The following is a 20,707-nucleotide window of genomic DNA, read 5'->3' as shown; positions in this document are numbered from 1 at the left end:
GATGCCAGTGCTTATCGTTCACCCTCCCCAAGCCGTCATTCCGAACAAGGTTCGTTCAACCCATGCAAGCGTCCAATTCCCGTTCCCCTCGTCGCTGGCTGCTCGGCCTGCTGATCCTGCTGCTGGTGGCTGCGCTGGCCTGGTGGCTGTGGCCTGCAGCAACGCCTGGGCATAAGGACGCCAGCGGCGGGCGTGGTGGCAAAGGCATGGGCATGGGCGGCCGCCCGGGCTTCGGTGGTTCCACCGATCCGGTGCCTGTGCGGGTCGAACCCGTGACCGTGGGTGACTTCCCGCTGTATTACAAGGCGCTGGGTACAGTGACTGCGACCAACACGGTCAACGTGCGCAGCCGCGTGGCAGGCGAGCTGGTCAAAATCCACTTCAAGGAAGGCCAGCAGGTCAAGGCCGGCGACCTGCTCGCCGAAATCGACCCGCGCACCTACCGGATCGCGCTGCAGCAGGCCGAAGGCACGCTGGCACAGAACCAGGCGCAGTTGAAGAACGCCCAGGTCGACTTGGCCCGCTACAAAGGCTTGTACGCCGAAGACAGTATCGCCAAGCAGACCCTCGACACGGCCGAGGCCCAGGTGGCGCAGTTTCAGGGCCTGGTCAAGACCAACCAGGCGCAAGTCAACGATGCCCGGCTGAACCTGGAGTTCACCCAGATCCGCGCCCCGATCAACGGCCGGGTGGGCCTGCGCCAGCTCGATCTGGGGAACCTGGTAGCGGCCAACGACACCAATGCCCTGGTGGTCATCACCCAGACCGAGCCCATCAGCGTTGCCTTCACCTTGCCGGAAACCGAACTGGACACCGTGCTGCAGCGTTACCGCAGCGGCGCCAGCCTGCCGGTCGAGGCCTGGGACCGCAGTGACAGCAAGCTGCAGTCCAAGGGGGTACTGGCCAGTATCGACAACCAGATCGACACCACCACCGGCACCCTGAAATTCAAGGGCCGCTTCGAGAACAAGGACCTGGCCCTGTTCCCCAACCAGTTCGTCAACGTTCGTTTGCTGGCCGACACCCTCAAGCAGGTGGTCATGGCCCCGGCGGCAGCCATTCAGTTCGGTAACGACGGCACGTTCGCCTACGTCGTCAACGACCAGAGTACGGTCAATGTACGCAAGCTCAAGGTCGGCGCCAGTGATGGCGAGCACAGCGTCATTCTCGATGGCCTGAAGGCCGGCGACCGCCTGGTACTGGAAGGTACCGACCGCCTGCGCGAGGGCACCAAGGTAGAGGTGGTCGAAAACAGCTCGCAGGTGCCGACGACCCCAGGCCAGAAACTGCAGGGCCAGGATGCGAAAGGGTCGGCACATGCCGGTGAGGGCCAGCCAGGGCAAGCGCAGCCTGGTGCCGCAGCAGGCAAGGCGGGCGCATGAACCTCTCGCGCCTGTTCATCCTGCGGCCGGTCGCCACCACGCTGAGCATGCTGGCCATCGTGCTGGCCGGCCTGATCGCCTACAAGCTGCTGCCGGTTTCTGCCTTGCCGCAGGTGGACTACCCGACCATCCGTGTCATGACCCTGTACCCCGGCGCCAGCCCGGAGGTCATGACCAGCGCGGTGACCGCGCCACTGGAGCGCCAGTTCGGCCAGATGCCTGGGCTTGAGCAAATGGCCTCGACCAGCTCCGGCGGCGCATCGGTGCTCACACTGCGTTTCAACCTGGACATGAACATGGACGTTGCCGAGCAGCAGGTACAGGCCGCGATCAACGCCGCCAGTAACCTGCTGCCCAGCGACCTGCCGGCGCCGCCGGTGTACAACAAGGTCAACCCGGCCGACACGCCGGTGCTGACCTTGGCCATTTCCAGCAAGACCATGCCGCTGCCCAAGCTCAACGACCTGGTCGATACCCGGGTGGCGCAGAAGCTTGCGCAGATCAGCGGCGTGGGCATGGTGAGCATCGCCGGGGGCCAGCGCCAGGCGGTGCGGATCAAGGTCAATGTCGATGCCTTGGCGGCCAATGGCCTGAACCTTGAAGATGTCCGCACGCTGATCGGCGCGTCCAACGTCAACCAGCCCAAGGGCAACTTCGACGGGCCCACCCGCGTGTCGATGCTCGACGCCAACGACCAGCTGCGCTCCCCCGAGGAATACGCCAACCTGATCCTGGCCTACAACAACGGTGCGCCGCTGCGCCTGAAGGACGTGGCAGAAATCGTCGACGGTGCCGAGAACGAGCGCCTGGCAGCCTGGGCCAACGAAAACCATGCGGTACTGCTGAACATCCAGCGCCAGCCGGGTGCCAACGTGATCGAAGTGGTAGACCGCATCAAGGCGCTGCTGCCGTCGATCACCGACAACCTGCCTGCGGGCCTGGATGTGTCGGTGCTCACCGATCGTACCCAGACCATCCGCGCCGCGGTCAAAGATGTCCAGCACGAACTGCTGATCGCCATCGTGCTGGTGGTCATGGTCACGTTCGTTTTCCTGCGCCGGGCCAGCGCCACCCTCATTCCGTCCATCGCGGTACCGCTGTCGCTGATCGGCACCTTCGGCGTGATGTACCTGGCCGGCTTCTCGGTCAACAACCTCACGCTGATGGCGCTGACCATCGCCACCGGCTTCGTGGTCGACGACGCCATCGTCATGCTGGAGAACATTTCCCGCCATATCGAAGAGGGCGAAACGCCCATGCAGGCCGCGCTCAAGGGCGCCCGGCAAATCGGCTTCACCCTGATATCGCTGACGTTCTCGCTGATTGCGGTACTGATCCCGCTGCTGTTCATGGCCGACGTGGTCGGCCGCCTGTTCCGCGAGTTCGCCATCACCCTGGCGGTGGCCATCCTGATTTCCCTGGTGGTGTCGCTGACCCTGACGCCAATGATGTGCGCGCGCCTGCTCAAACGTGAACCCAAGGCAGAAGAGCAGGGCCGGTTCTACTGTGCCAGTGGCGCCTGGATCGACTGGCTGATCAAACACTACGGCAGCGCCCTGCAATGGGTGCTCAGGCACCAGCCACTGACGTTGCTGGTGGCGGTGGCAAGCCTGGCGTTGACGGTGTTCCTCTACATGGTGGTGCCCAAGGGCTTCTTCCCGGTGCAGGACACTGGGGTCATCCAGGGCATCTCCGAAGCGCCGCAGTCCACTTCGTTCGCCGCCATGAGCGAGCGCCAGCAGGCCTTGAGCAAGGTGATCCTGCAGGACCCGGCCGTACAAAGCCTGTCGTCCTATATTGGTGTCGATGGTGACAACGCCACGCTCAACAGCGGCCGCTTGCTGATCAACCTCAAGCCCCACGGCGAACGCGACGTCACGGCCAGCGAAGTGATCAGCCGGCTGCAGCCGCAAGTCGACCGCCTGGTGGGCATTCGCCTGTTCATGCAACCGGTGCAGGACCTGAGCATCGAAGACCGCGTCAGCCGCACCCAGTACCAGTTCAGCCTGTCGTCGCCCGATGCCGACCTGTTGGCGCAATGGAGCGGCACATTGGTGCAGGCGCTGCAGCAGCGCCCCGAGCTGGCCGATGTGGCCAGTGACCTGCAGGACAAAGGCCTGCAGGTGTACCTGGTCATCGACCGCGACATGGCCAGCCGTTTGGGCATCACCGTGTCGCAGGTCACCAACGCCTTGTACGACGCGTTTGGCCAGCGGCAGATCTCGACCATCTACACCCAGGCCAGCCAGTACCGCGTGGTGCTGCAGGCCAAAGATGCCGCGGTGATCGGCCCGCAGGCGCTGGAGTCGGTCCACGTCAAGGCTGCCGATGGCGGCCAGGTACGCCTGTCGGCATTGGCGCGCATCGAGCAGCGTCAGGCCCAATTGGCGATCTCGCACATTGGCCAGTTCCCGGCCGTGACCCTGTCTTTCAACCTGGCCCATGGCGCGTCACTGGGTGAAGCGGTGCAGGTGATCGAGCAGGTCCAGAAGGACATCGGCATGCCGCTGGGGGTGCAAACCCGCTTCCAGGGGGCGGCGGACGCCTTCCAGGCCTCGCTGTCGAGCACCTTGCTGCTGATTCTGGCAGCGGTGGTTACCATGTACATCGTGCTGGGCGTGTTGTACGAGAGCTACATCCACCCGGTGACCATCCTCTCGACGCTGCCGTCGGCGGCCGTCGGCGCCTTGCTGGCCTTGCTCATCAGCGGCAACGACCTGGGCATGATCGCAATCATCGGCATCATCCTGCTGATCGGCATCGTCAAGAAGAACGCGATCATGATGATCGACTTCGCCCTCGAAGCCGAACGCCATCAAGGCATGAGCCCCCGTGACGCCATCTACCAGGCGGCGCTGTTGCGCTTCCGTCCAATCCTGATGACCACCCTGGCGGCGCTGTTCGGGGCCGTGCCACTGATGCTGGCCACAGGCTCCGGCGCCGAGCTGCGACAGCCGCTGGGCCTGGTGATGGTCGGTGGCTTGCTGGTCAGCCAGGTGCTGACGTTGTTCACCACGCCGGTCATCTACCTGTACTTCGACCGCCTGGCGCGCCGCTGGCGCCCGGCCGATAGTGCGAAGCAGGCCGAAGCATGAATCTGTCGGGTCCGTTCATTCGTCGCCCGGTGGCGACGATGCTGCTGAGCCTGGCGATCATGCTGCTGGGTGGGGTCAGCTTCAAGCTGCTGCCGGTTGCGCCACTGCCGGAAATGGATTTCCCGGTGATCGTGGTGTCGGCCAACCTGGCCGGTGCCAGCCCCGAGGTCATGGCCTCTACCGTGGCCACGCCACTGGAGCGCAAGCTGGGCAGCATCGCTGGCGTGACCACCCTGACCAGCAGCTCCAACCAGGGCTCGACGCGGGTGATCATCGGTTTCGAGATAGGCCGTGATATCGACGGTGCGGCGCGTGAAGTGCAGGCGGCCATCAATGCCACCCGCAACCTGCTGCCCAGCGGCATGCGCAGCATGCCTACCTACAAAAAGATCAACCCATCGCAGGCGCCGGTCATGGTGCTTTCGCTGACCTCGGACGTGTTGCAGAAGGGGCAGCTGTACGACCTGGCCGACACCATTCTGGCGCAGAGCCTGGCCCAGGTGTCCGGGGTAGGGGAGGTGCAGATCGGCGGCAGCTCGTTGCCGGCGGTGCGCATTGCCGTCGAACCGCAATTGCTCAACCAGTACGGCCTGTCACTGGATGAAGTGCGCACCGCGGTGGCCAACGCCAACCAGCGCCGGCCCATGGGTTTTGTCGAAGACGCCGAGCGCAACTGGCAGGTGCGCGCCAATGACCAGTTGGAGAAGGCCAAGGACTACGAGCCCATCGTCATTCGCCAGCAGAACGGGACCATTCTGCGTCTGTCCGACGTGGCTGCGATTACCGACGGGGTCGAAAACCGCTACAACAGTGGCTTCTTCAATGACCAGTCGGCAGTGCTTCTGGTGGTCAACCGCCAGGCTGGCGCCAATATCATCGAGACGGTCGGGCAGATCAAGGCGCAGCTGCCGGCCCTGCAGTCGCTGCTGCCCGCCAGCGTGCAGCTGAACGTGGCCATGGACCGGTCGCCGGTCATCAATGCCAGCCTCAAGGAGGCTGAGCACACCCTGCTGATCGCGGTGGTGCTGGTGATCCTGGTGGTCTACCTGTTCCTCGGCAGCCTGCGCGCCTCGCTGATCCCCAGCCTGGCGGTGCCGGTATCGCTGGTGGGTACTTTCGCTGTCATGTACCTGTGTGGTTTTTCGCTCAACAACCTGTCATTGATGGCGCTGATCCTTGCCACCGGCCTGGTGGTGGACGATGCCATCGTGGTGCTGGAGAACATTTCCCGGCACATCGAAGACGGCCAGCCACCCATGAAGGCGGCCTTCCTGGGCGCCAAGGAAGTCGGCTTCACCTTGCTGTCGATGAACGTCTCGCTGGTGGCGGTGTTCGTTTCCATCCTGTTCATGGGCGGCATCGTGCGCAACCTGTTCCAGGAATTTTCCATCACTTTGGCGGCGGCAATCATCGTGTCGTTGGTGGTGTCGTTGACCCTTACGCCGATGCTCTGCGCGCGCTGGCTCAGGCCGCACAACGCCGAGCAGACCCGCCTGCAACGCTGGAGCGACAAGCTCCACCTGCGCATGGTCGACGCCTATGACCGCAGCCTGGGTTGGGCCCTGCGCCACAAGCGCCTGACCCTGTTCAGCCTGCTGGCAACCATTGGCCTGAATATCGCGTTGTATGTGGTGGTGCCCAAGACGCTGATGCCCCAGCAGGACACCGGCCAACTGATGGGCTTTATCCGCGGTGACGATGGCCTGTCTTTCAGCGTGATGCAGCCGAAGATGGAAACCTACCGTCGCGCCTTGCTCGCCGACCCTGCGGTGCAGAGCGTTGCCGGCTTCATCGGTGGCAACAGCGGTACCAACAACGCCATGATACTGGTGCGCCTGAAGCCGATCAGCGAGCGCAAGCTGGACGCGCAAAAAGTGATCGAGCGCCTGCGCAAAGAGATGCCCAAGGTGCCGGGTGGGCGGCTGTTCCTGATGGCCGACCAGGACCTGCAATTGGGGGGTGGCGGGCGTGACCAGACCTCGTCGCAGTACCTGTACACCCTGCAAAGCGGCGACCTGGCGGCGTTGCGCGAGTGGTTCCCGAAGGTGGTCGCGGCGCTGCGCGCGCTGCCGCAGCTGACTGCCATCGACGCCCGCGATGGGGGTGGCACCCAGCAGGTGACGCTGGTGGTGGACCGCGACCAGGCCAAGCGGCTGGGGATCGACATGGACATGGTCACCACGGTGCTGAACAACGCCTACAGCCAGCGCCAGATCTCCACCATCTACGACAGCCTCAACCAGTACCAGGTGGTGCTGGAAATCAACCCGAAATACGCCTGGGACCCCAGCACCCTCGAACAAGTGCAGGTGATCACCGCTGACGGCGCCCGGGTGCCGTTGTCGACCATCGCCCACTACGAAAATACCCTGGCCAACGACAGGGTCAGCCACGAAGGCCAGTTTGCTGCCGAAGACATCGCCTTCGACATTGCCGAGGGCTACAGCCCCGACCAGGCCCTGGCCGCCGTGGAGCGGGCAGTGGCGACCCTGGGCCTGCCGGAGGGGGTGATCGCCAAGCTCGGCGGCAGCGCCGATGCCTTTGCCAAGACCCAGCAGGGCCAGCCGTTCATGATCCTGGGTGCATTGCTGCTGGTGTACCTGGTGCTGGGTATTCTGTATGAAAGCTACATTCACCCGCTGACCATTCTCTCCACGTTGCCGTCGGCCGGCGTCGGTGCCTTGCTGGCGCTGTACCTGACCGGTGGCGAGTTCAGCCTGATCTCGCTGCTGGGGTTGTTCCTGCTGATTGGTGTGGTGAAGAAGAACGCCATCCTGATGATCGACCTGGCCCTGCAGCTTGAGCGTCATCAGGGCCTGTCTCCGGAGGAGTCGATTCGCCGCGCGTGCCTGCTGCGCCTGCGGCCCATCCTGATGACGACCTTGGCGGCCATCCTCGGTGCCTTGCCGCTGCTGCTGAGCCGGGCCGAAGGCGCCGAAATGCGCCAGCCGCTGGGCCTGACCATCATCGGTGGCCTGGTGTTCAGCCAGATCCTGACCCTTTATACGACGCCGGTGGTCTATCTGTACCTCGACCGCCTGCGCCACCGCTTCAACCGTTGGCGCGGTGTGCGCACCGACGCCGCCATGGAAACCCCGCTATGACATTTGCCCACTCCCCACTGCACCGTGGCCTGCAGGCGTTGACCCGCGGGCGTGGCTCGCGCCTGCTCAGCGCCGGGTTGTGCGTGGCCATGCTCAGTGCCTGTACCCTGAGCCCGGACTACCAGCGCCCGGCGCTGGACAGCACGGCGGCGCAGTTCAAACACGCCGAGGGCTGGACCCAGGCGACGCCGTCCGATGCCATCGCCCGTGGCGCCTGGTGGGAAATCTATGGCGACGCCGGGCTCAATGCGCTGGTCGAGGAACTGAACCGCAGCAACCAGACCGTGGCGCAGTCCGAAGCCCAGTACCGCCAGGCCCAGGCGCTGGTGCGCAGCAGCCGTGCGTCGCTGTTTCCCAGCCTTGACCTGAGTGCCAGCAAGAACCGCTCGGCGCAGGGGACCGGTAGCTCCAGCTCCAGCCTGTCCAACAACAGCAGCGGTATACGCGACACCTACAATGCGCAGTTGGGCGTGAGCTGGGAAATCGACCTGTGGGGCAAGTTGCGGGAAACCCTGAGTGCCAACCAGGCCAGTGCCCAAGCCAGCCTCGCCGACCTCGCCTCGATCCGCTTGAGCCAGCAGTCGGAACTGGTGCAGAACTACCTGCAACTGCGGGTAATCGACGAGCAGAAGCGCTTGCTCGAGGCGACCGTGGCAGCTTATCAGCGTTCGTTGCGGATGAATGAAAACCAGTACCGCGCCGGCGTTGCCGGCCCCGATGCGGTTGCCCAGGCGCGCACCCAGCTGAAAAGCACCCAGGCTGACCTGATCGACCTGATCTGGCAGCGTGCACAGTTCGAGAACGCCATTGCGGTGTTGCTGGGCAAGCCCCCGGCCGACTTCAACCTGGCCGACAGCAAGGCTATCCCTGCGCTGCCGCGCATTCCAGTGTCACTGCCTTCGCAATTGCTTGAGCGTCGGCCAGACATTGCTGCGGCCGAGCGCAATGTAATGGCTGCCAACGCCAATATCGGCGTGGCGCGGGCGGCGTACTTCCCGGACCTCAGCCTGAGCATGAATGGGGGGTATTCCAGCAGCAGTTTCAACAACTGGATCGAATTGCCCAACCGCTACTGGTCGGTGGGGCCGCAACTGGCGCTTACCCTGTTCGACGCCGGCAAGCGCAGCGCCGAGGTTGACCGTACCGTGGCAGTGTATGACCAGACCGTGGCGCAGTACCGGCAGACCGTGCTGGACAGCTTCAAGGAAGTGGAAAACCTGCTGGTGCAGTTGAAGGTCTACGGTGATGAAGCGGTGGTGCGCCAGGAAGCGCTGGATGCCGCCCGCGAATCGCTGCGCCTGACCGAAAACCAGTACCGCGCAGGCTTGATCGGTTACCTGGACGTCGTCAACGTGCAGGCCACCGCGTTGAGTAACGAGCGCAGTGTGCTGAACCTGCTGCAAGGGCGCTTGGTGGCCAGTGTGCAACTGGTGGCCGCGCTAGGCGGTGGCTGGGATGCCGGGCAGGCGTTTGCCGAGCAGGATTGACGGCATATGCAGGCCTGCAATGGCGGGATGATCTAGAATCCGCCGTTTTACCCGAGCGCCGCATCATGCCGCCTATCACGCTATTGCCAACCACCGCCGACCAGGCGCCGCTGATCCGCAACCTGTACCAGTTCTATGCCTATGAATCTTCCGACTGGGAAGAGGAAGATGTGGAACTGGACGGCCGCTTCTACATTCATGACGAACACCTGCAGCGCTATTGGCAGGCTGCCGGCTGGGGTGCCTACCTGGTGCTGGCCGACGGTTTCATCGCCGGTTTCGTGCTGGTCGAGCGCAGCGAGCTGCCTGGCATTCACGCCCTGGAGCTGGCCGACCTGTTCATCTTGAAGAAGTACCGCCGCCAAGGCATCGGCCGGGCAGTGGCGCTGCAGTTGCTCGGCGACGGGGGCGACTGGCTGCTGCGTTGCTATGCCCAGGACCCAACCGCGGTGGCATTCTGCGACGCAGTCCTGGGGAACCTGTCGCGCCCAGTGCGGGCCATTGACCTGGCAGATGAGCCCGCATTAATCAATTACCTGGTGAGTGGCGCCCGCCACTGAGCGCCTCCCGCGCGGCCCTGGTTAGCTATTCCAGTCCGGGGCAAAGGCCGGGCTGACCACTCGCTGGTCTTTCGGTAGCTCGGCAATCGCAGCGCGGTCCTCGTCATCCAGTTGCACGTTCAGCGCCGCCAGGTTGGCCAACTGGTTTTCGCGGCTGCTGGCCTTGGGGATCGCCGCCACACCGTCCTGGTCCAGTAACCATTTGAGCGCCACCTGGCTGGGCAGTACGCCGTGCTTGCCGGCAATAGCCTGGATCACCGGGTGCGCCGCCGCCTGGCCGCGGGCCAGCGGGGTATAGGCGGTGAGCAGCAGATCGTGGCGACGGGCGTAATCGAGCAGCGGCTGCTGGCCGAGCAGCACGTGGTACTCCACCTGGATCGCCGACAACGGCGCCCCGTGCTGTTCCACGACCTCGCGTAGCAACCCCAAGGGGAAGTTGGCCACACCAATGTGGCGTGCCTTGCCTTCTTCACGCAGGGCCACCAAGGTCTCGATACTGCGGGCCAGGTCTTCATGCTGGCCGGGCCAGTGAATATGGAACAGGTCCACCTGCTCGGTGCCCAGTGCCCGCAGGCTGGCTTCCAGCGACGCGCGCATTGCCTTGGGTTGCAGCCGGTCCCACCAGACCTTGGTGGTCAGGTGGACCTGCTCGCGCGGGACCTCGCTGTCGCGCAGAGCCTGGCCGACGGCGGCTTCGTTCTCGTAGGCGGTGGCCGTGTCGATGTGCCGGTAGCCTAACTCCAGTGCCTGGCGCACGGCCTGGGTGCACGCGCTGCCGGTCATTGGCCAGGTGCCCAGGCCCAGGGCAGGCAGTTCCAGGCCGTTACGGGTTGTGAGCCTTTGCATGTCTATTCCTTGTACAGTGTGCCGGGTGAGGCTCCATGGTCGATGATCAATGCGGCACGGGCCATGCGCGCGGCGCGCAAAGTGGTCGATCAGCGAACGGAAATTGCGTTCAGCCCCGGCCTGCGGCAAATGAACTTCCTTATGTTGCGGCATCTCTTCTAGAATCCCAGCTGTTGCATCCGCCAGGCTCCGCTTGCGCGGTCATCCCCCTGGCGCGGCCTATGGCGGCGTCGTCATCGAGAGAGCCATGAGTTCCAGTACACCGTTGTCCGGCGTCAACAAACCCTTGCGTGGCATCGCCCTGGTGGTGGTAGCGACGTTCCTGTTCGCCAGCCACGATGCCTTGTCCAAATTCCTCGGCGGCCTCTACCCGATCGTGATGGTGGTATGGGCGCGCTATGTGGTGCATACCCTGCTGATGGCCGGCATTTTCCTGCCCAAGGCCGGCCTGAACGTCCTGCGTACCCGCCGCCCGCTGTTGCAGACCTTGCGCGCCCTGAGCCTGCTGAGCACCAGCCTGCTGTTCACCACAGGCTTGCAGTACCTGCCGCTGGCTGAGGCAACGGCGGTCAACTTCCTCGCCCCGGTGCTGGTCACCGCATTGTCGGCGCCATTGCTCAAAGAGCGGGTTACCGTGGCGCAGTGGGTGGCCGTGGTGCTGGGTTTCATCGGCGTGCTGGTGGTGGTGCACCCGGGTGGGGCCATGTTCACCCCGGCGATTCTGTACCCGTTCGGCTCGGCGTTGGGCTTCTGCTTCTATCAGTTGCTGACGCGTATTCTCGCCGCGCATGACAGCCCCACCACTAGCAACTTCTATGCGGGGCTGTGCAATACGCTGGCGATGAGTGCGCTGGTGCCGTTCTTCTGGGAAGTGCCGCGCTGGGACCATGCCCTGCTGATGTTGGCGCTGGGCGGTTTCGGCATGACCGCGCACCTGTTGCTGACCCAGGCATTCCGCCATGCGGCACCCGCGTTGCTGGCACCGTTCAGCTACTGCCAGATCGTGTTCGCCGGCTTGCTTGGCCTGGTGGTGTACAGCCAGGTACCGGATACCTTGAGCCTGGTGGGTATCGCGGTGATCTGCCTCAGCGGCCTGGGGGCGGCGTGGATGCAGCGGGGCAAGTAAGCCTGGCCATCGTCAAGGCTGGCTGGCCATGAACTGCATGATGCGCTCGCGCAGCCAGCGCTCGGCCGGGTCGTTGTCCTGGGCGCCACTCCAGACCATCGACAGCTCGGCCTCGGTGATCTCGAACGGTGCAGGGTCGGCGCGTAGACAACTGTCCTCGACCAGTGCACAGGCAGCGTAGTCAGGTACCGTGGCGATCAGTTCGGTGTTGCGCAGCAGGGCGCGCAGGCTGCCGAACTGCGGCACCGCCAGCACCACTTTGCGGGATCGACCGATCCGCGCCAGGTCGAGGTCGATGTTGCCGCTCATGTCACCGGAGAACGACACCATCACATGCGGCCGGGCACAGTATTCGTCGAGTGTCAGTGGCCCCGGGCGATCGTCGGCGCGCAGCACCCGCACGCCGATATCGCGCAGCTTGCGGCGCTTGGCGGTTGCCGGCAGGTCGGTGGTGTAGCTCACTCCCACCGAGATCTCACCGCTGGCCAGCAAGCCCGGCATCAACAGAAAGTTGGCCCGCCGGACCACCACGCTGATGTCCGGCGCTTCTTCACGCAGGGCCTGCAGCAAGGCCGGAAACAGGCCGAACTCGGCATCGTCCGACAGCCCCAGGCGGAAGACGTTGCAACTGCTGGCCGGGTCGAACTCGCGAGCGCGGCTGATGGCCGCGGAAATCACATCCATGGCCGGGCCCAGCTCCGCGAAGATCTGCATCGCCCGTGGCGTGGGCTCCATGGCGCGCCCGCTGCGGATCAGCAGGGGGTCGTCGAACAGTTCGCGCAGGCGGGCGAGGGCGGCGCTGACGGTGGACTGGGTGATGAACAGCTTTTCACCAACGCGGGTGAGGTTGCGTTCGATCATCAAGGCTTCGAACAGCACCAGCAGGTTCATGTCGACGCGGCGCAGGTCGTTGCGGTTCATGAGGCTTGGGTTCCGAAGCTAAGGGGTTTGCGCTGTATTGAAGCACGGGCCGCCGCGTCGTGCCTTGTATGGATGTGCCGGCGGCTTGGTGGCTGAAGCTGCGGCGCTGAAAGAGCCAACCTATCACCGCCAAACAGCTGCTCTATTAGACCTGCGCCCAGGCTGGGCTAGTCTTTCCCCTGGCCCCGCGAATTCCGCGCTCCGGTGGGGGCAGCACCCCTGTGCAAGACCGCACCCACCTGTTGTGACAGCTTCGCAAGGCCCCGTTTACACCTGATCAGGCAAGGCACGTACGCCTGCTCGGCTGAGCGAACATCTGGCACAGACCGGAAAACTGGATAATCGACCCATAGGTACCCGCAGATGTCGAACGAATCGAAATGCCCGTTCCATCAAACCGCAGGTGGCGGCACCACCAACCGTGACTGGTGGCCTGACCAGCTCAACCTCAGAATTCTGCACCAGCACTCGTCCAAGTCTGACCCCATGGACCCGGACTTCGACTATGCCAAGGCCTTCAAAAGCTTGGATTTCCAGGCCCTGAAGCAAGACCTGACCGCGTTGATGACCGATTCGCAGGACTGGTGGCCGGCCGATTTCGGCCACTACGGCCCGCTGTTCATCCGCATGGCCTGGCACAGCGCCGGCACCTACCGCATTGCCGATGGCCGCGGTGGCGCAGGCTCTGGCCAGCAACGCTTCGCACCGCTCAACAGCTGGCCAGACAACGTCAGCCTGGACAAGGCCCGACGCCTGCTGTGGCCGATCAAGCAAAAGTATGGCAACAAGATTTCCTGGGCCGACCTGATCGTGCTCACGGGCAATGTGGCGCTGGAGTCGATGGGCTTCAAGACCTTCGGCTTCTCTGGCGGCCGCGCCGATGTGTGGGAGCCGGACGAAGATGTCTACTGGGGCTCGGAAAAGGTCTGGCTGGGCGGCGATACCCGCTATGGCAAGGAGCAGGCCAAGGCCCAGCCGCCCGGGCAAGGGGACCTGGTGGCAGAGCCCGCCAAGCACCCGCAGGAACAAAGCCGAGACCTCGGTGGCGAGCGCAACCTCGAGAACCCGCTGGCCGCCGTGCAGATGGGCCTGATCTACGTAAACCCGGAAGGGCCGGAGGGCAACCCCGACCCGGTCGCATCGGGCAGGGACATCCGTGAAACCTTTGGCCGCATGGCCATGAACGATGAAGAAACCGTGGCGCTGATCGCCGGCGGCCATGCCTTCGGCAAGACCCACGGTGCCGGCCCTGCCGACAATGTCGGCCCCGAGCCGGAAGCCGCAGGGCTGGAACTGCAGGGCCTGGGCTGGGCCAACAGGTTTGGTACCGGCAAGGGCGGCGACACCATCACCAGCGGCCTTGAAGTGACCTGGACTTCGACGCCGACGAAGTGGAGCAACGAGTACCTGAACAACCTGTTCGACTTCGAGTGGGAACTGACCAAAAGCCCCGCAGGTGCCCACCAGTGGACACCGAAGGAAGGCAAAGGCGCGGGCACCGTACCGGATGCCCACGACCCGGCCAAACGCCACGCGCCGTCGATGCTCACGTCTGACCTGGCGCTGCGCTTCGATCCGATCTATGGGTCTATCGCCAAGCGCTTCAAGGACAACCCTGAGCAACTGGCAGATGCTTTCGCCCGCGCCTGGTACAAGCTGATCCACCGCGACATGGGCCCGCTGGCGCGCTACCTGGGCCCGGAAATGCCCAATGAAGAGCTGCTGTGGCAAGACCCGATCCCGCACGTCGACCACCCGCTGGTGGGCGAGCAGGACATTGCCGCGCTCAAGGCCAAGGTGCTGGCCACGGGCCTGAGCGTGGGCGAGCTGGTGGCCACGGCCTGGGCTGCAGCATCGACCTTCCGGGGCTCTGACAAGCGCGGCGGTGCCAACGGTGGTCGCTTGCGCCTGGCACCGCAAAAAGACTGGGTGGCCAACCAGGGCACCGGCAAGGTCGTTGCGGCGCTTGAGCACATCCAGGCCGAGTTCGCTGCCAGCGGCAAGCACATTTCCCTGGCCGACTTGATCGTGCTGGCCGGTGCCGCTGCCGTGGAGAAGGCTGCCAAGGACGCCGGTCATGACCTGAGTGTGGCGTTTCGCCCGGGCCGTGCCGATGCTACGCAGGCACAGACCGACGTGGAATCGTTCGCCGTGCTGGAGCCGCTGGCGGATGGTTTCCGAAATTTCAGCAAGGGCCGCTACAGCGTCAAAGCCGAGAAGTTGTTGCTGGACAAGGCGCAGCTGTTGACCTTGACCGCGCCGGAAATGACCGTACTGATCGGCGGGCTGCGCGTGTTGGGTGCCAACCATGCGGGGAGTCAACAGGGCGTATTTACCGACAAGGTCGGTACCCTGAGCAACGATTTCTTCCGCAACCTGCTGGACATGGGCGTGGAGTGGAAGCCGACTTCGGCAGACAACGAAGCGTTCGAAGGCCGCGACCGCAAGAGCGGGCAAGTGAAATGGAGCGCAAGCCGCGTTGACCTGGTGTTTGGGTCGCATGCGCAGCTGCGCGCGTTGAGCGAGGTGTACGGCAGCGGTGATGGCGGCGCCAAGTTCGCGCGCGATTTCGTTGCCGCCTGGGAGAAGGTCATGGAACTGGACCGTTTTGACCTGAAGTGAGGAACCTGCGGGGGCTGCTGGGCAGCCCCCTTCGCCATTGGCGATCCCGCCAATTCCAGGTCGGATAGATACAAAAGTGCCCTTGTCGGTTCTGTTGCAATGCTTCTCAGGCGGCCGGCCTGAACAGCGTGCTCACAACGACAAGGAAACCCGACCATGCAAATGCCCAAGACCCTGAAAATCCGCAACGGCAACAAGGTGCAGCCGACCTTTTCTGCCCAGGAATATGCCGCCCGCCACGCCCGGCTGCGGGCGTACATGGCGGAACACGACATCGAAGCGGCCATTTTCACCTCGTACCACAACGTCAACTATTACAGCGACTTCCTCTATTGCTCGTTCGGCCGCCCCTATGCGCTGGTCGTTACCCAGGACAAGGTCGTCTCGGTCAGCGCCAATATCGATGGCGGGCAACCGTGGCGGCGTACGGTCGGCACGGACAATATCGTCTACACCGACTGGCAACGTGACAACTACTTCGTCGCGATCCAGCAGGCGTTGCCCCTGGCCTCGCGCATTGGGGTGGAGTACGACCACCTCAACCTGCAGAACCACGCCAAGTTCGCGGCCTGCTATCCGAAAGCCGAGCTGGTGGATATCGGCGCGCCCTGCATGCGCATGCGCATGATCAAGTCGGCCGAGGAACAGGCGCTGATCCGCCACGGTGCACAGGTAGCCGATATCGGCGGGGCTGCGGTGGTCGAGGCACTGCGTGACCAGGTGCCGGAGTACGAGGTGGCGCTGCACGCGACCCAGGCGATGGTGCGCGAGATTGCCCGACGCTTCCCGGATGCCGAACTGATGGACACCTGGACCTGGTTCCAGTCCGGGCTCAATACCGACGGTGCACACAACCCGGTCACCAGCCGCCGGGTTGGCAAGGGGGAGATCCTGAGCCTCAACTGCTTCCCGATGATCGCCGGCTACTACACCGCCCTGGAGCGTACGCTGTTCCTCGACCACTGCCCGGAGGCGCACTTGCGGCTATGGCAGGCCAACGTCGAGGTGCACGAAGCCGGACTGAAACTGGTGCGCCCAGGCATGCGCTGCAGCGACATTGCCCGTGAACTGAATGACATTTTCCTTCGCCATGACCTGCTGCAATACCGCACCTTCGGCTATGGCCACTCATTCGGCACCTTGAGCCATTACTACGGCCGCGAGGCCGGGCTTGAACTGCGCGAAGACATCGACACAGTGCTGGAGCCGGGCATGGTGGTGTCGATCGAGCCGATGATCATGCTGCCCGAAGGGCGGCCTGGGGCCGGTGGCTATCGCGAGCATGACATCCTGATCGTCAACGACAGCGGTGCCGAAAACATCACTCGGTTCCCGTATGGGCCGGAGCACAACATCATTCGCACATAAGACTGATGCCGGCTTCATCGCCGGCACGCCAGCGCCCTGAGGGCGCCGGTGTGTCGGCGCCAAAGCCACTACACACAACAACAATATCCCGTATGACCACCACACCCTGCCTCCAATTAGAACAACCATGGGGTACCCGTCATGTCCAGCACCACCCTTGACCCATCCGCCGTCGCTGGCGTTTCGCACAGCGCCGAACGCCAAGCCCTGCGCAGGGCTGCCCGGGCCAGTTTCATGGGCAACTTCGTCGAATGGTTCGACTACGCAGCCTATGGCTACCTGGCCACCATCATCGCCGCCACCTTCTTCCCGCAGGCCGACAAGGCCACCAGCCTTTTGGCAACCTTTGCAGTGTTCGCCCTGTCGTTTCTGGTACGCCCATTGGGCGGCATCGTCTGGGGCCATTTCGGCGACCGGTATGGCCGGCGCAAGGCGTTGTCGTGGTCGATCCTGGTCATGTCGCTGTCCACCTTCTGCATCGGCTTGCTACCCGGTTACGCCCAGATCGGTCTATGGGCGCCGGCGCTGCTGTTGCTGATTCGACTGGTGCAGGGGTTTTCCGCTTCGGGTGAGTATGCCGGTGCAGCAGCGTTCCTGGCCGAGTACGCGCCGCCGGGCCGGCGTGGCTTGTACACCAGCATTGTGCCTGCCAGTACCGCGGCGGGCCTGTTGTTCGGGGCAGCGTTCGTCGCGCTGTTGCATGAAGCGCTCAGCAATGAAGCCCTGCACAGCTGGGGCTGGCGCCTGCCGTTCCTGCTAGCGGCGCCGTTTGGCCTGGTGGGGCGCTACATCCGCATCAGTTTGCAGGACACGCCCAAGTTCCTGGAAATGGAGCAGCGCCTGGAAGCCAAGGCCGGCATTGCTCCGGCGCCCTTGCGCGAACTGCTCGGCCAGCATCGTCGCAGCCTGGCTATCGGCATGGGGGTTACCTGCCTGAACGCGGTGGCGTTCTATTTGCTGCTCAGCTACATGCCGACCTATCTGTCCACTGAAATGGGCATGAGCGAGCGGGACTCATTCATTGCTTCGACGGTGTCGCTGGCCACCTATATCGGCCTTGTTTTCCTGATGGGGCGGCTGTCTGACCTGTTTGGACGCAAAACCATGCTGGTGGTGGCATCGCTGTTGTTCCTTGGCCTGACCGTGCCGCTATTCAGCCTGCTGGACGGGCAACCGCTGCTGGTGATCCTGGCGATCCAGATTCTGTTCGGTGCGATGCTGGCCATGAACGACGGGACCTTGCCGTGCCTGCTGGCAGAGCTGTTTCCCACGCGGGTGCGCTTCAGCGGTTTTGCTTTGAGCTTCAATGCGGCCAATGCGCTTTTTGGCGGCACTGCACCGTTCATTGCCACTTGGCTGATCCAGGTGACCGGCAGCAAATTGGCGCCGGCGGGTTACTTGCTGGCAGCGGCACTGGTGGCGCTGGTGGCCATGCTGATGTGCCGGGAAACAGCTCACTCTGCGCTGGAAGATTGACTCACCTGGCTACGCACGTCGCGCAAAGGGTGCGAACCTGACCTAGCCCATGACCCCTGTCAGTGCAGCGAGGCCTGCCGCCGCTCGCCCAGTGGTGACAACCCGAAGAACCGGCTGTAGCTCTTGGAGAAATGCGCTGGCGAACTGAACCCGCACGCCAGCGCCACTTCGCGCACCTGCACATCGCTGCGCAGCAGCAACTCCCGTGCGTGCGACAGGCGCAGTTCCAGGTAGTACTGGCTGGGGGTGCGTTGCAGGTATTTGTGGAACAACCTTTCGAGCTGGCGCACGGTCACCTCGTTGAGGCTGGCCAGCTCCTCCAGGGTCAGCGGTTCCTCGAGGTTGGCCTCCATGATCGCCACCACCTGGCTGAGTTTGGGCTGGGCACTGCCGAGCAGGGTGCGCAACGGCACCCGTTGGCGGTCGCGCTCGCCACGCACGCGATCGCACAGCAGCAGTTCGGCGGCCTTGGCGGCAATAGCCTGGCCACCGGGCTCGCGGGCTACCAGTTGCAGCATCATGTCCATCGCCGCCACCCCGCCCGAGCAGGTATAACGGTCGCGGTCCAGCTCGAACAGCTGGCTGGAGATGACGATGCCGGGAAAGTGCGCTTGCAGGGTTGGTAGGTCTTCCCAGTGGATGGTACAGCGGTAGCCGGTGAGCAGCTCGGCCTTGGCCAGCAGGTAACTGCCGGTGCAGATACCGCCCAGGGGCAGGTGTTGCCGTGCCAGGTGGCGCAGCCACTCGATCAGCGGGCGGTTGCCGCGGCCACGGTCGATCGGGTTGGCGCCTACCACCAGCAGCGTGTCCAGGGCAGGGGCGTTGGCGATGCTGTAGTCGGGTAGTACGCGCATGCCGTTGCTGGCCACCACCGGTGCTTCATCCGCCGCAATCAATACACTGCGAAACAAGGGTTGGTGTGCGGCCAGGTTGGCCATGCGCAGTGTTTCGACGGCCGATGCCAGGCCGATCGTGGTGAAATTGGGCAAAATCAGAAAGCCGAAGGTCTTGACCGAACAACGCTTTACACTAGAAAGCGGCGGGTTTGCAGAAACGGGGTGGACCATTGCGCTGTACCTGTGCAAGCTGAGCCGTGGTTTGTCAGGGGCAGTGAGAAAACAGGGCCTCGCGTGGTGCTTGTTGTTATAGGTCGTTGCCGGGTCGATCTTACACCCAGGGCGCAGCGGCCAGGAATGGCTCTGCCCGTTGGCAGGGCCGACAGTGATCGCATAGAGAAGGTGATTGTCAGTGAACCCCGAAACCTTGCTGGCAAGCCTGCCAGGCTACGCTATCGCACCCGACTCGATTCAGGTGCTGCCCGATGCCAAGGCCTACCGTGCCTGCCTGCTCGAGCGTATCGGCATGGCCACCCGGCGCATTGTCATCGTGGCCCTGTACCTGCAGGAAGACGAGGCAGGCCAGGAAGTACTGGACGCCTTGTACCAGGCCAAGGCCGCGCGCCCAGGCCTGCAAATCACCGTTGTGGTCGACTGGTTCCGCGCCCGCCGCGGGCTGCTGGGGGCCGGGCGTCAGCCGGGCAATGCGGCCTGGTACCAGGCCCAGCGCCAGTTGCACGGGCTGGAGATCGCCATCCATGGGGTGCCGGTGCAGACCCGCGAGCTGTTTGGGGTGTTGCACCTCAAGGGCAGCATCATCGACGACTGTGTGATCTATACCGGTGCCAGCCTGAACAACGTGTACTTGCACCGTTTCGAACGCTACCGCCTGGACCGCTATCACCTGTTCCAGTCACCGGCACTGGCGGATGCCATGGCCGACCTGGTGCAGCGCCTGCTGCATCCGGCCGCCACGCCGCGTCTCGATCTGCCGGCGCCACCTTCTACCCGTAGCCTGCGCGGTGACATCCGGCGCCTGCGCGCCCGGTTGCGGCGCATGGCCTATCAGGCCCCGGCCCCTGAGCCAGGGCAGGGCCTGCGGGTCATACCGCTGCTGGGGGTGGGCCGAGGCAACCGGTTGAACCGGGCCGTGTGTGCGCTGCTGGCGGCGGCGCAGGCGCAGATCATCATCAGTACGCCGTATTTCAACCCGCCACGTGTCGTGATGCGCGAGCTTGACCAAGCGTTGGCGCGGGGGGTGCGGGTGGAGTTGATTGTCGGCGACCGCACAGCGAACGACTTCTATATCCCGCCAGGTGAACCGTTCAGTGCCAGTGGCGCGTTGCCTTACCTGTACGAGGACACCTTGCGCACCTTCGTTCGGCGCCGCCAGGCGGCGATAGCCAGCGGGCAGCTACAAGTGCGCATCTGGAACGATCCGGGGCATACGTTTCATGCCAAGGGGGTGTGGGTCGATCAGCGTTATTCGCTGCTGACCGGCAACAACCTGAACCCGCGGGGGTTCAACCTGGACCTGGAGAACGGCTTGCTGATCGACGACCCGCATGGGCAATGGTTGGCGCCGCGTGAAGCGGAGCTCGACGGGTTGCGCCGGTTCGCGCCGCCGATCGATTCACTGGAGACCTTGGGCGTGAAGGCCGAACACCCCAAGGAAGTGCGTCGGTTCCTGCGGCGGTTGCGTTACAGCCGCCTGGAGCCGTTGATCAAGCGGGTGTTGTGACACCGGCTGGAGCACAGCGCGGTAGCGTAACGATCTGGCGCAAGGAAATGGCTGCCTGGGCCTGACCGTGGGCCTCATGAAGGGAAGGTGGCTGATCGTCAGGTCAGCTATTCAGCCTGCGGTGATATCAATATGATATCGGT

General features: G+C 64.0%; 13 protein-coding genes. 10 read left to right on the top strand and 3 right to left on the bottom strand.

Translation table 11 applies throughout. From position 1 onward, the window contains the following. The first annotated feature begins 62 nt into the window (after positions 1-62). From GEV39_RS13705 to GEV39_RS13685, 5 genes are all read left to right on the top strand, one after another. A complete protein-coding gene (locus tag GEV39_RS13705; protein WP_110679796.1) occupies positions 63-1,382 on the top strand; it encodes an MdtA/MuxA family multidrug efflux RND transporter periplasmic adaptor subunit in 1,320 nt (439 codons plus the stop codon). Beyond that, positions 1,379-4,477, top strand: coding sequence for an MdtB/MuxB family multidrug efflux RND transporter permease subunit (locus tag GEV39_RS13700; protein ID WP_173889718.1), 3,099 nt, complete (start codon positions 1,379-1,381; stop codon positions 4,475-4,477). Before GEV39_RS13705 ends, GEV39_RS13700 begins: the two co-directional genes overlap by 4 nt. Then, complete coding sequence (locus tag GEV39_RS13695; protein WP_173889716.1) at positions 4,474-7,581, top strand: efflux RND transporter permease subunit; 3,108 nt, start codon at positions 4,474-4,476, stop codon at positions 7,579-7,581. The genes GEV39_RS13700 and GEV39_RS13695 overlap by 4 nt, the downstream gene beginning before the upstream one ends. Next, a complete protein-coding gene (locus GEV39_RS13690; RefSeq protein ID WP_110679799.1) occupies positions 7,578-9,068 on the top strand; it encodes an efflux transporter outer membrane subunit in 1,491 nt (496 codons plus the stop codon). The genes GEV39_RS13695 and GEV39_RS13690 overlap by 4 nt, the downstream gene beginning before the upstream one ends. Before the next feature lie 65 nt (positions 9,069-9,133). Beyond that, positions 9,134-9,628: a GNAT family N-acetyltransferase gene (locus GEV39_RS13685; protein WP_173889714.1), complete on the top strand. Its 495-nt coding sequence runs from the start codon at positions 9,134-9,136 to the stop codon at positions 9,626-9,628. A 21-nt stretch (positions 9,629-9,649) separates the two neighbouring features. Here the strand turns inward: GEV39_RS13685 and GEV39_RS13680 are convergent, their stop codons facing one another. Continuing rightward, entirely contained in the window at positions 9,650-10,474 is an 825-nt protein-coding gene (locus tag GEV39_RS13680; protein WP_173889712.1) for an aldo/keto reductase, read from the bottom strand. A gap of 247 nt (positions 10,475-10,721) precedes the next feature. Here GEV39_RS13680 and GEV39_RS13675 point away from each other — a divergent pair, with 247 nt between their 5' ends. Further along, positions 10,722-11,600, top strand: a complete 879-nt coding sequence (locus GEV39_RS13675) for a DMT family transporter (protein ID WP_009682408.1) — start codon at positions 10,722-10,724, stop codon at positions 11,598-11,600. A 12-nt stretch (positions 11,601-11,612) separates the two neighbouring features. On the opposite strand, the gene GEV39_RS13670 is transcribed toward GEV39_RS13675, so the two are convergent. Further along, positions 11,613-12,521: a LysR family transcriptional regulator gene (locus GEV39_RS13670; RefSeq protein WP_009682409.1), complete on the bottom strand. Its 909-nt coding sequence runs from the start codon at positions 12,519-12,521 to the stop codon at positions 11,613-11,615. A 363-nt stretch (positions 12,522-12,884) separates the two neighbouring features. On the opposite strand from GEV39_RS13670, the gene katG reads away from it, so the two are divergent. The 3 genes from katG to GEV39_RS13655 all read left to right on the top strand — a co-directional run bounded on the left by katG (position 12,885) and on the right by GEV39_RS13655 (position 17,987). Further along, positions 12,885-15,143, top strand: a complete 2,259-nt coding sequence (katG, locus tag GEV39_RS13665) for a catalase/peroxidase HPI (RefSeq protein ID WP_173889710.1) — start codon at positions 12,885-12,887, stop codon at positions 15,141-15,143. Positions 15,144-15,299: 156 nt separating this feature from the next. Next, positions 15,300-16,511, top strand: a complete 1,212-nt coding sequence (creA, locus tag GEV39_RS13660) for a creatinase (RefSeq protein WP_173889708.1) — start codon at positions 15,300-15,302, stop codon at positions 16,509-16,511. A gap of 141 nt (positions 16,512-16,652) precedes the next feature. After that, positions 16,653-17,987 carry an MFS transporter gene (locus GEV39_RS13655; protein WP_173889706.1) on the top strand — a complete coding sequence of 445 codons (1,335 nt, stop codon included), beginning with the start codon at positions 16,653-16,655 and terminating at the stop codon, positions 17,985-17,987. A gap of 59 nt (positions 17,988-18,046) precedes the next feature. Here GEV39_RS13655 and cahR read toward each other — a convergent pair whose 3' ends face one another. After that, on the bottom strand, positions 18,047-19,054 hold the full coding sequence (cahR, locus tag GEV39_RS13650) for a transcriptional regulator CahA (RefSeq protein ID WP_173889704.1): 1,008 nt from the start codon (positions 19,052-19,054) through the stop codon (positions 18,047-18,049). A 181-nt stretch (positions 19,055-19,235) separates the two neighbouring features. Here cahR and pssA point away from each other — a divergent pair, with 181 nt between their 5' ends. Further along, a complete protein-coding gene (pssA, locus tag GEV39_RS13645) occupies positions 19,236-20,564 on the top strand; it encodes a CDP-diacylglycerol--serine O-phosphatidyltransferase (protein ID WP_173889702.1) in 1,329 nt (442 codons plus the stop codon). Positions 20,565-20,707 lie beyond the last annotated feature (143 nt).

This window comes from Pseudomonas sp. NY5710, assembly GCF_013305665.1.
GTDB classification, from domain to species: Bacteria; Pseudomonadota; Gammaproteobacteria; order Pseudomonadales; family Pseudomonadaceae; genus Aquipseudomonas; species Aquipseudomonas juntendi.
The sequence above is the reverse complement of the archived record's forward strand: the minus strand, read 5'-3'. Positions and strand labels throughout refer to the sequence as shown.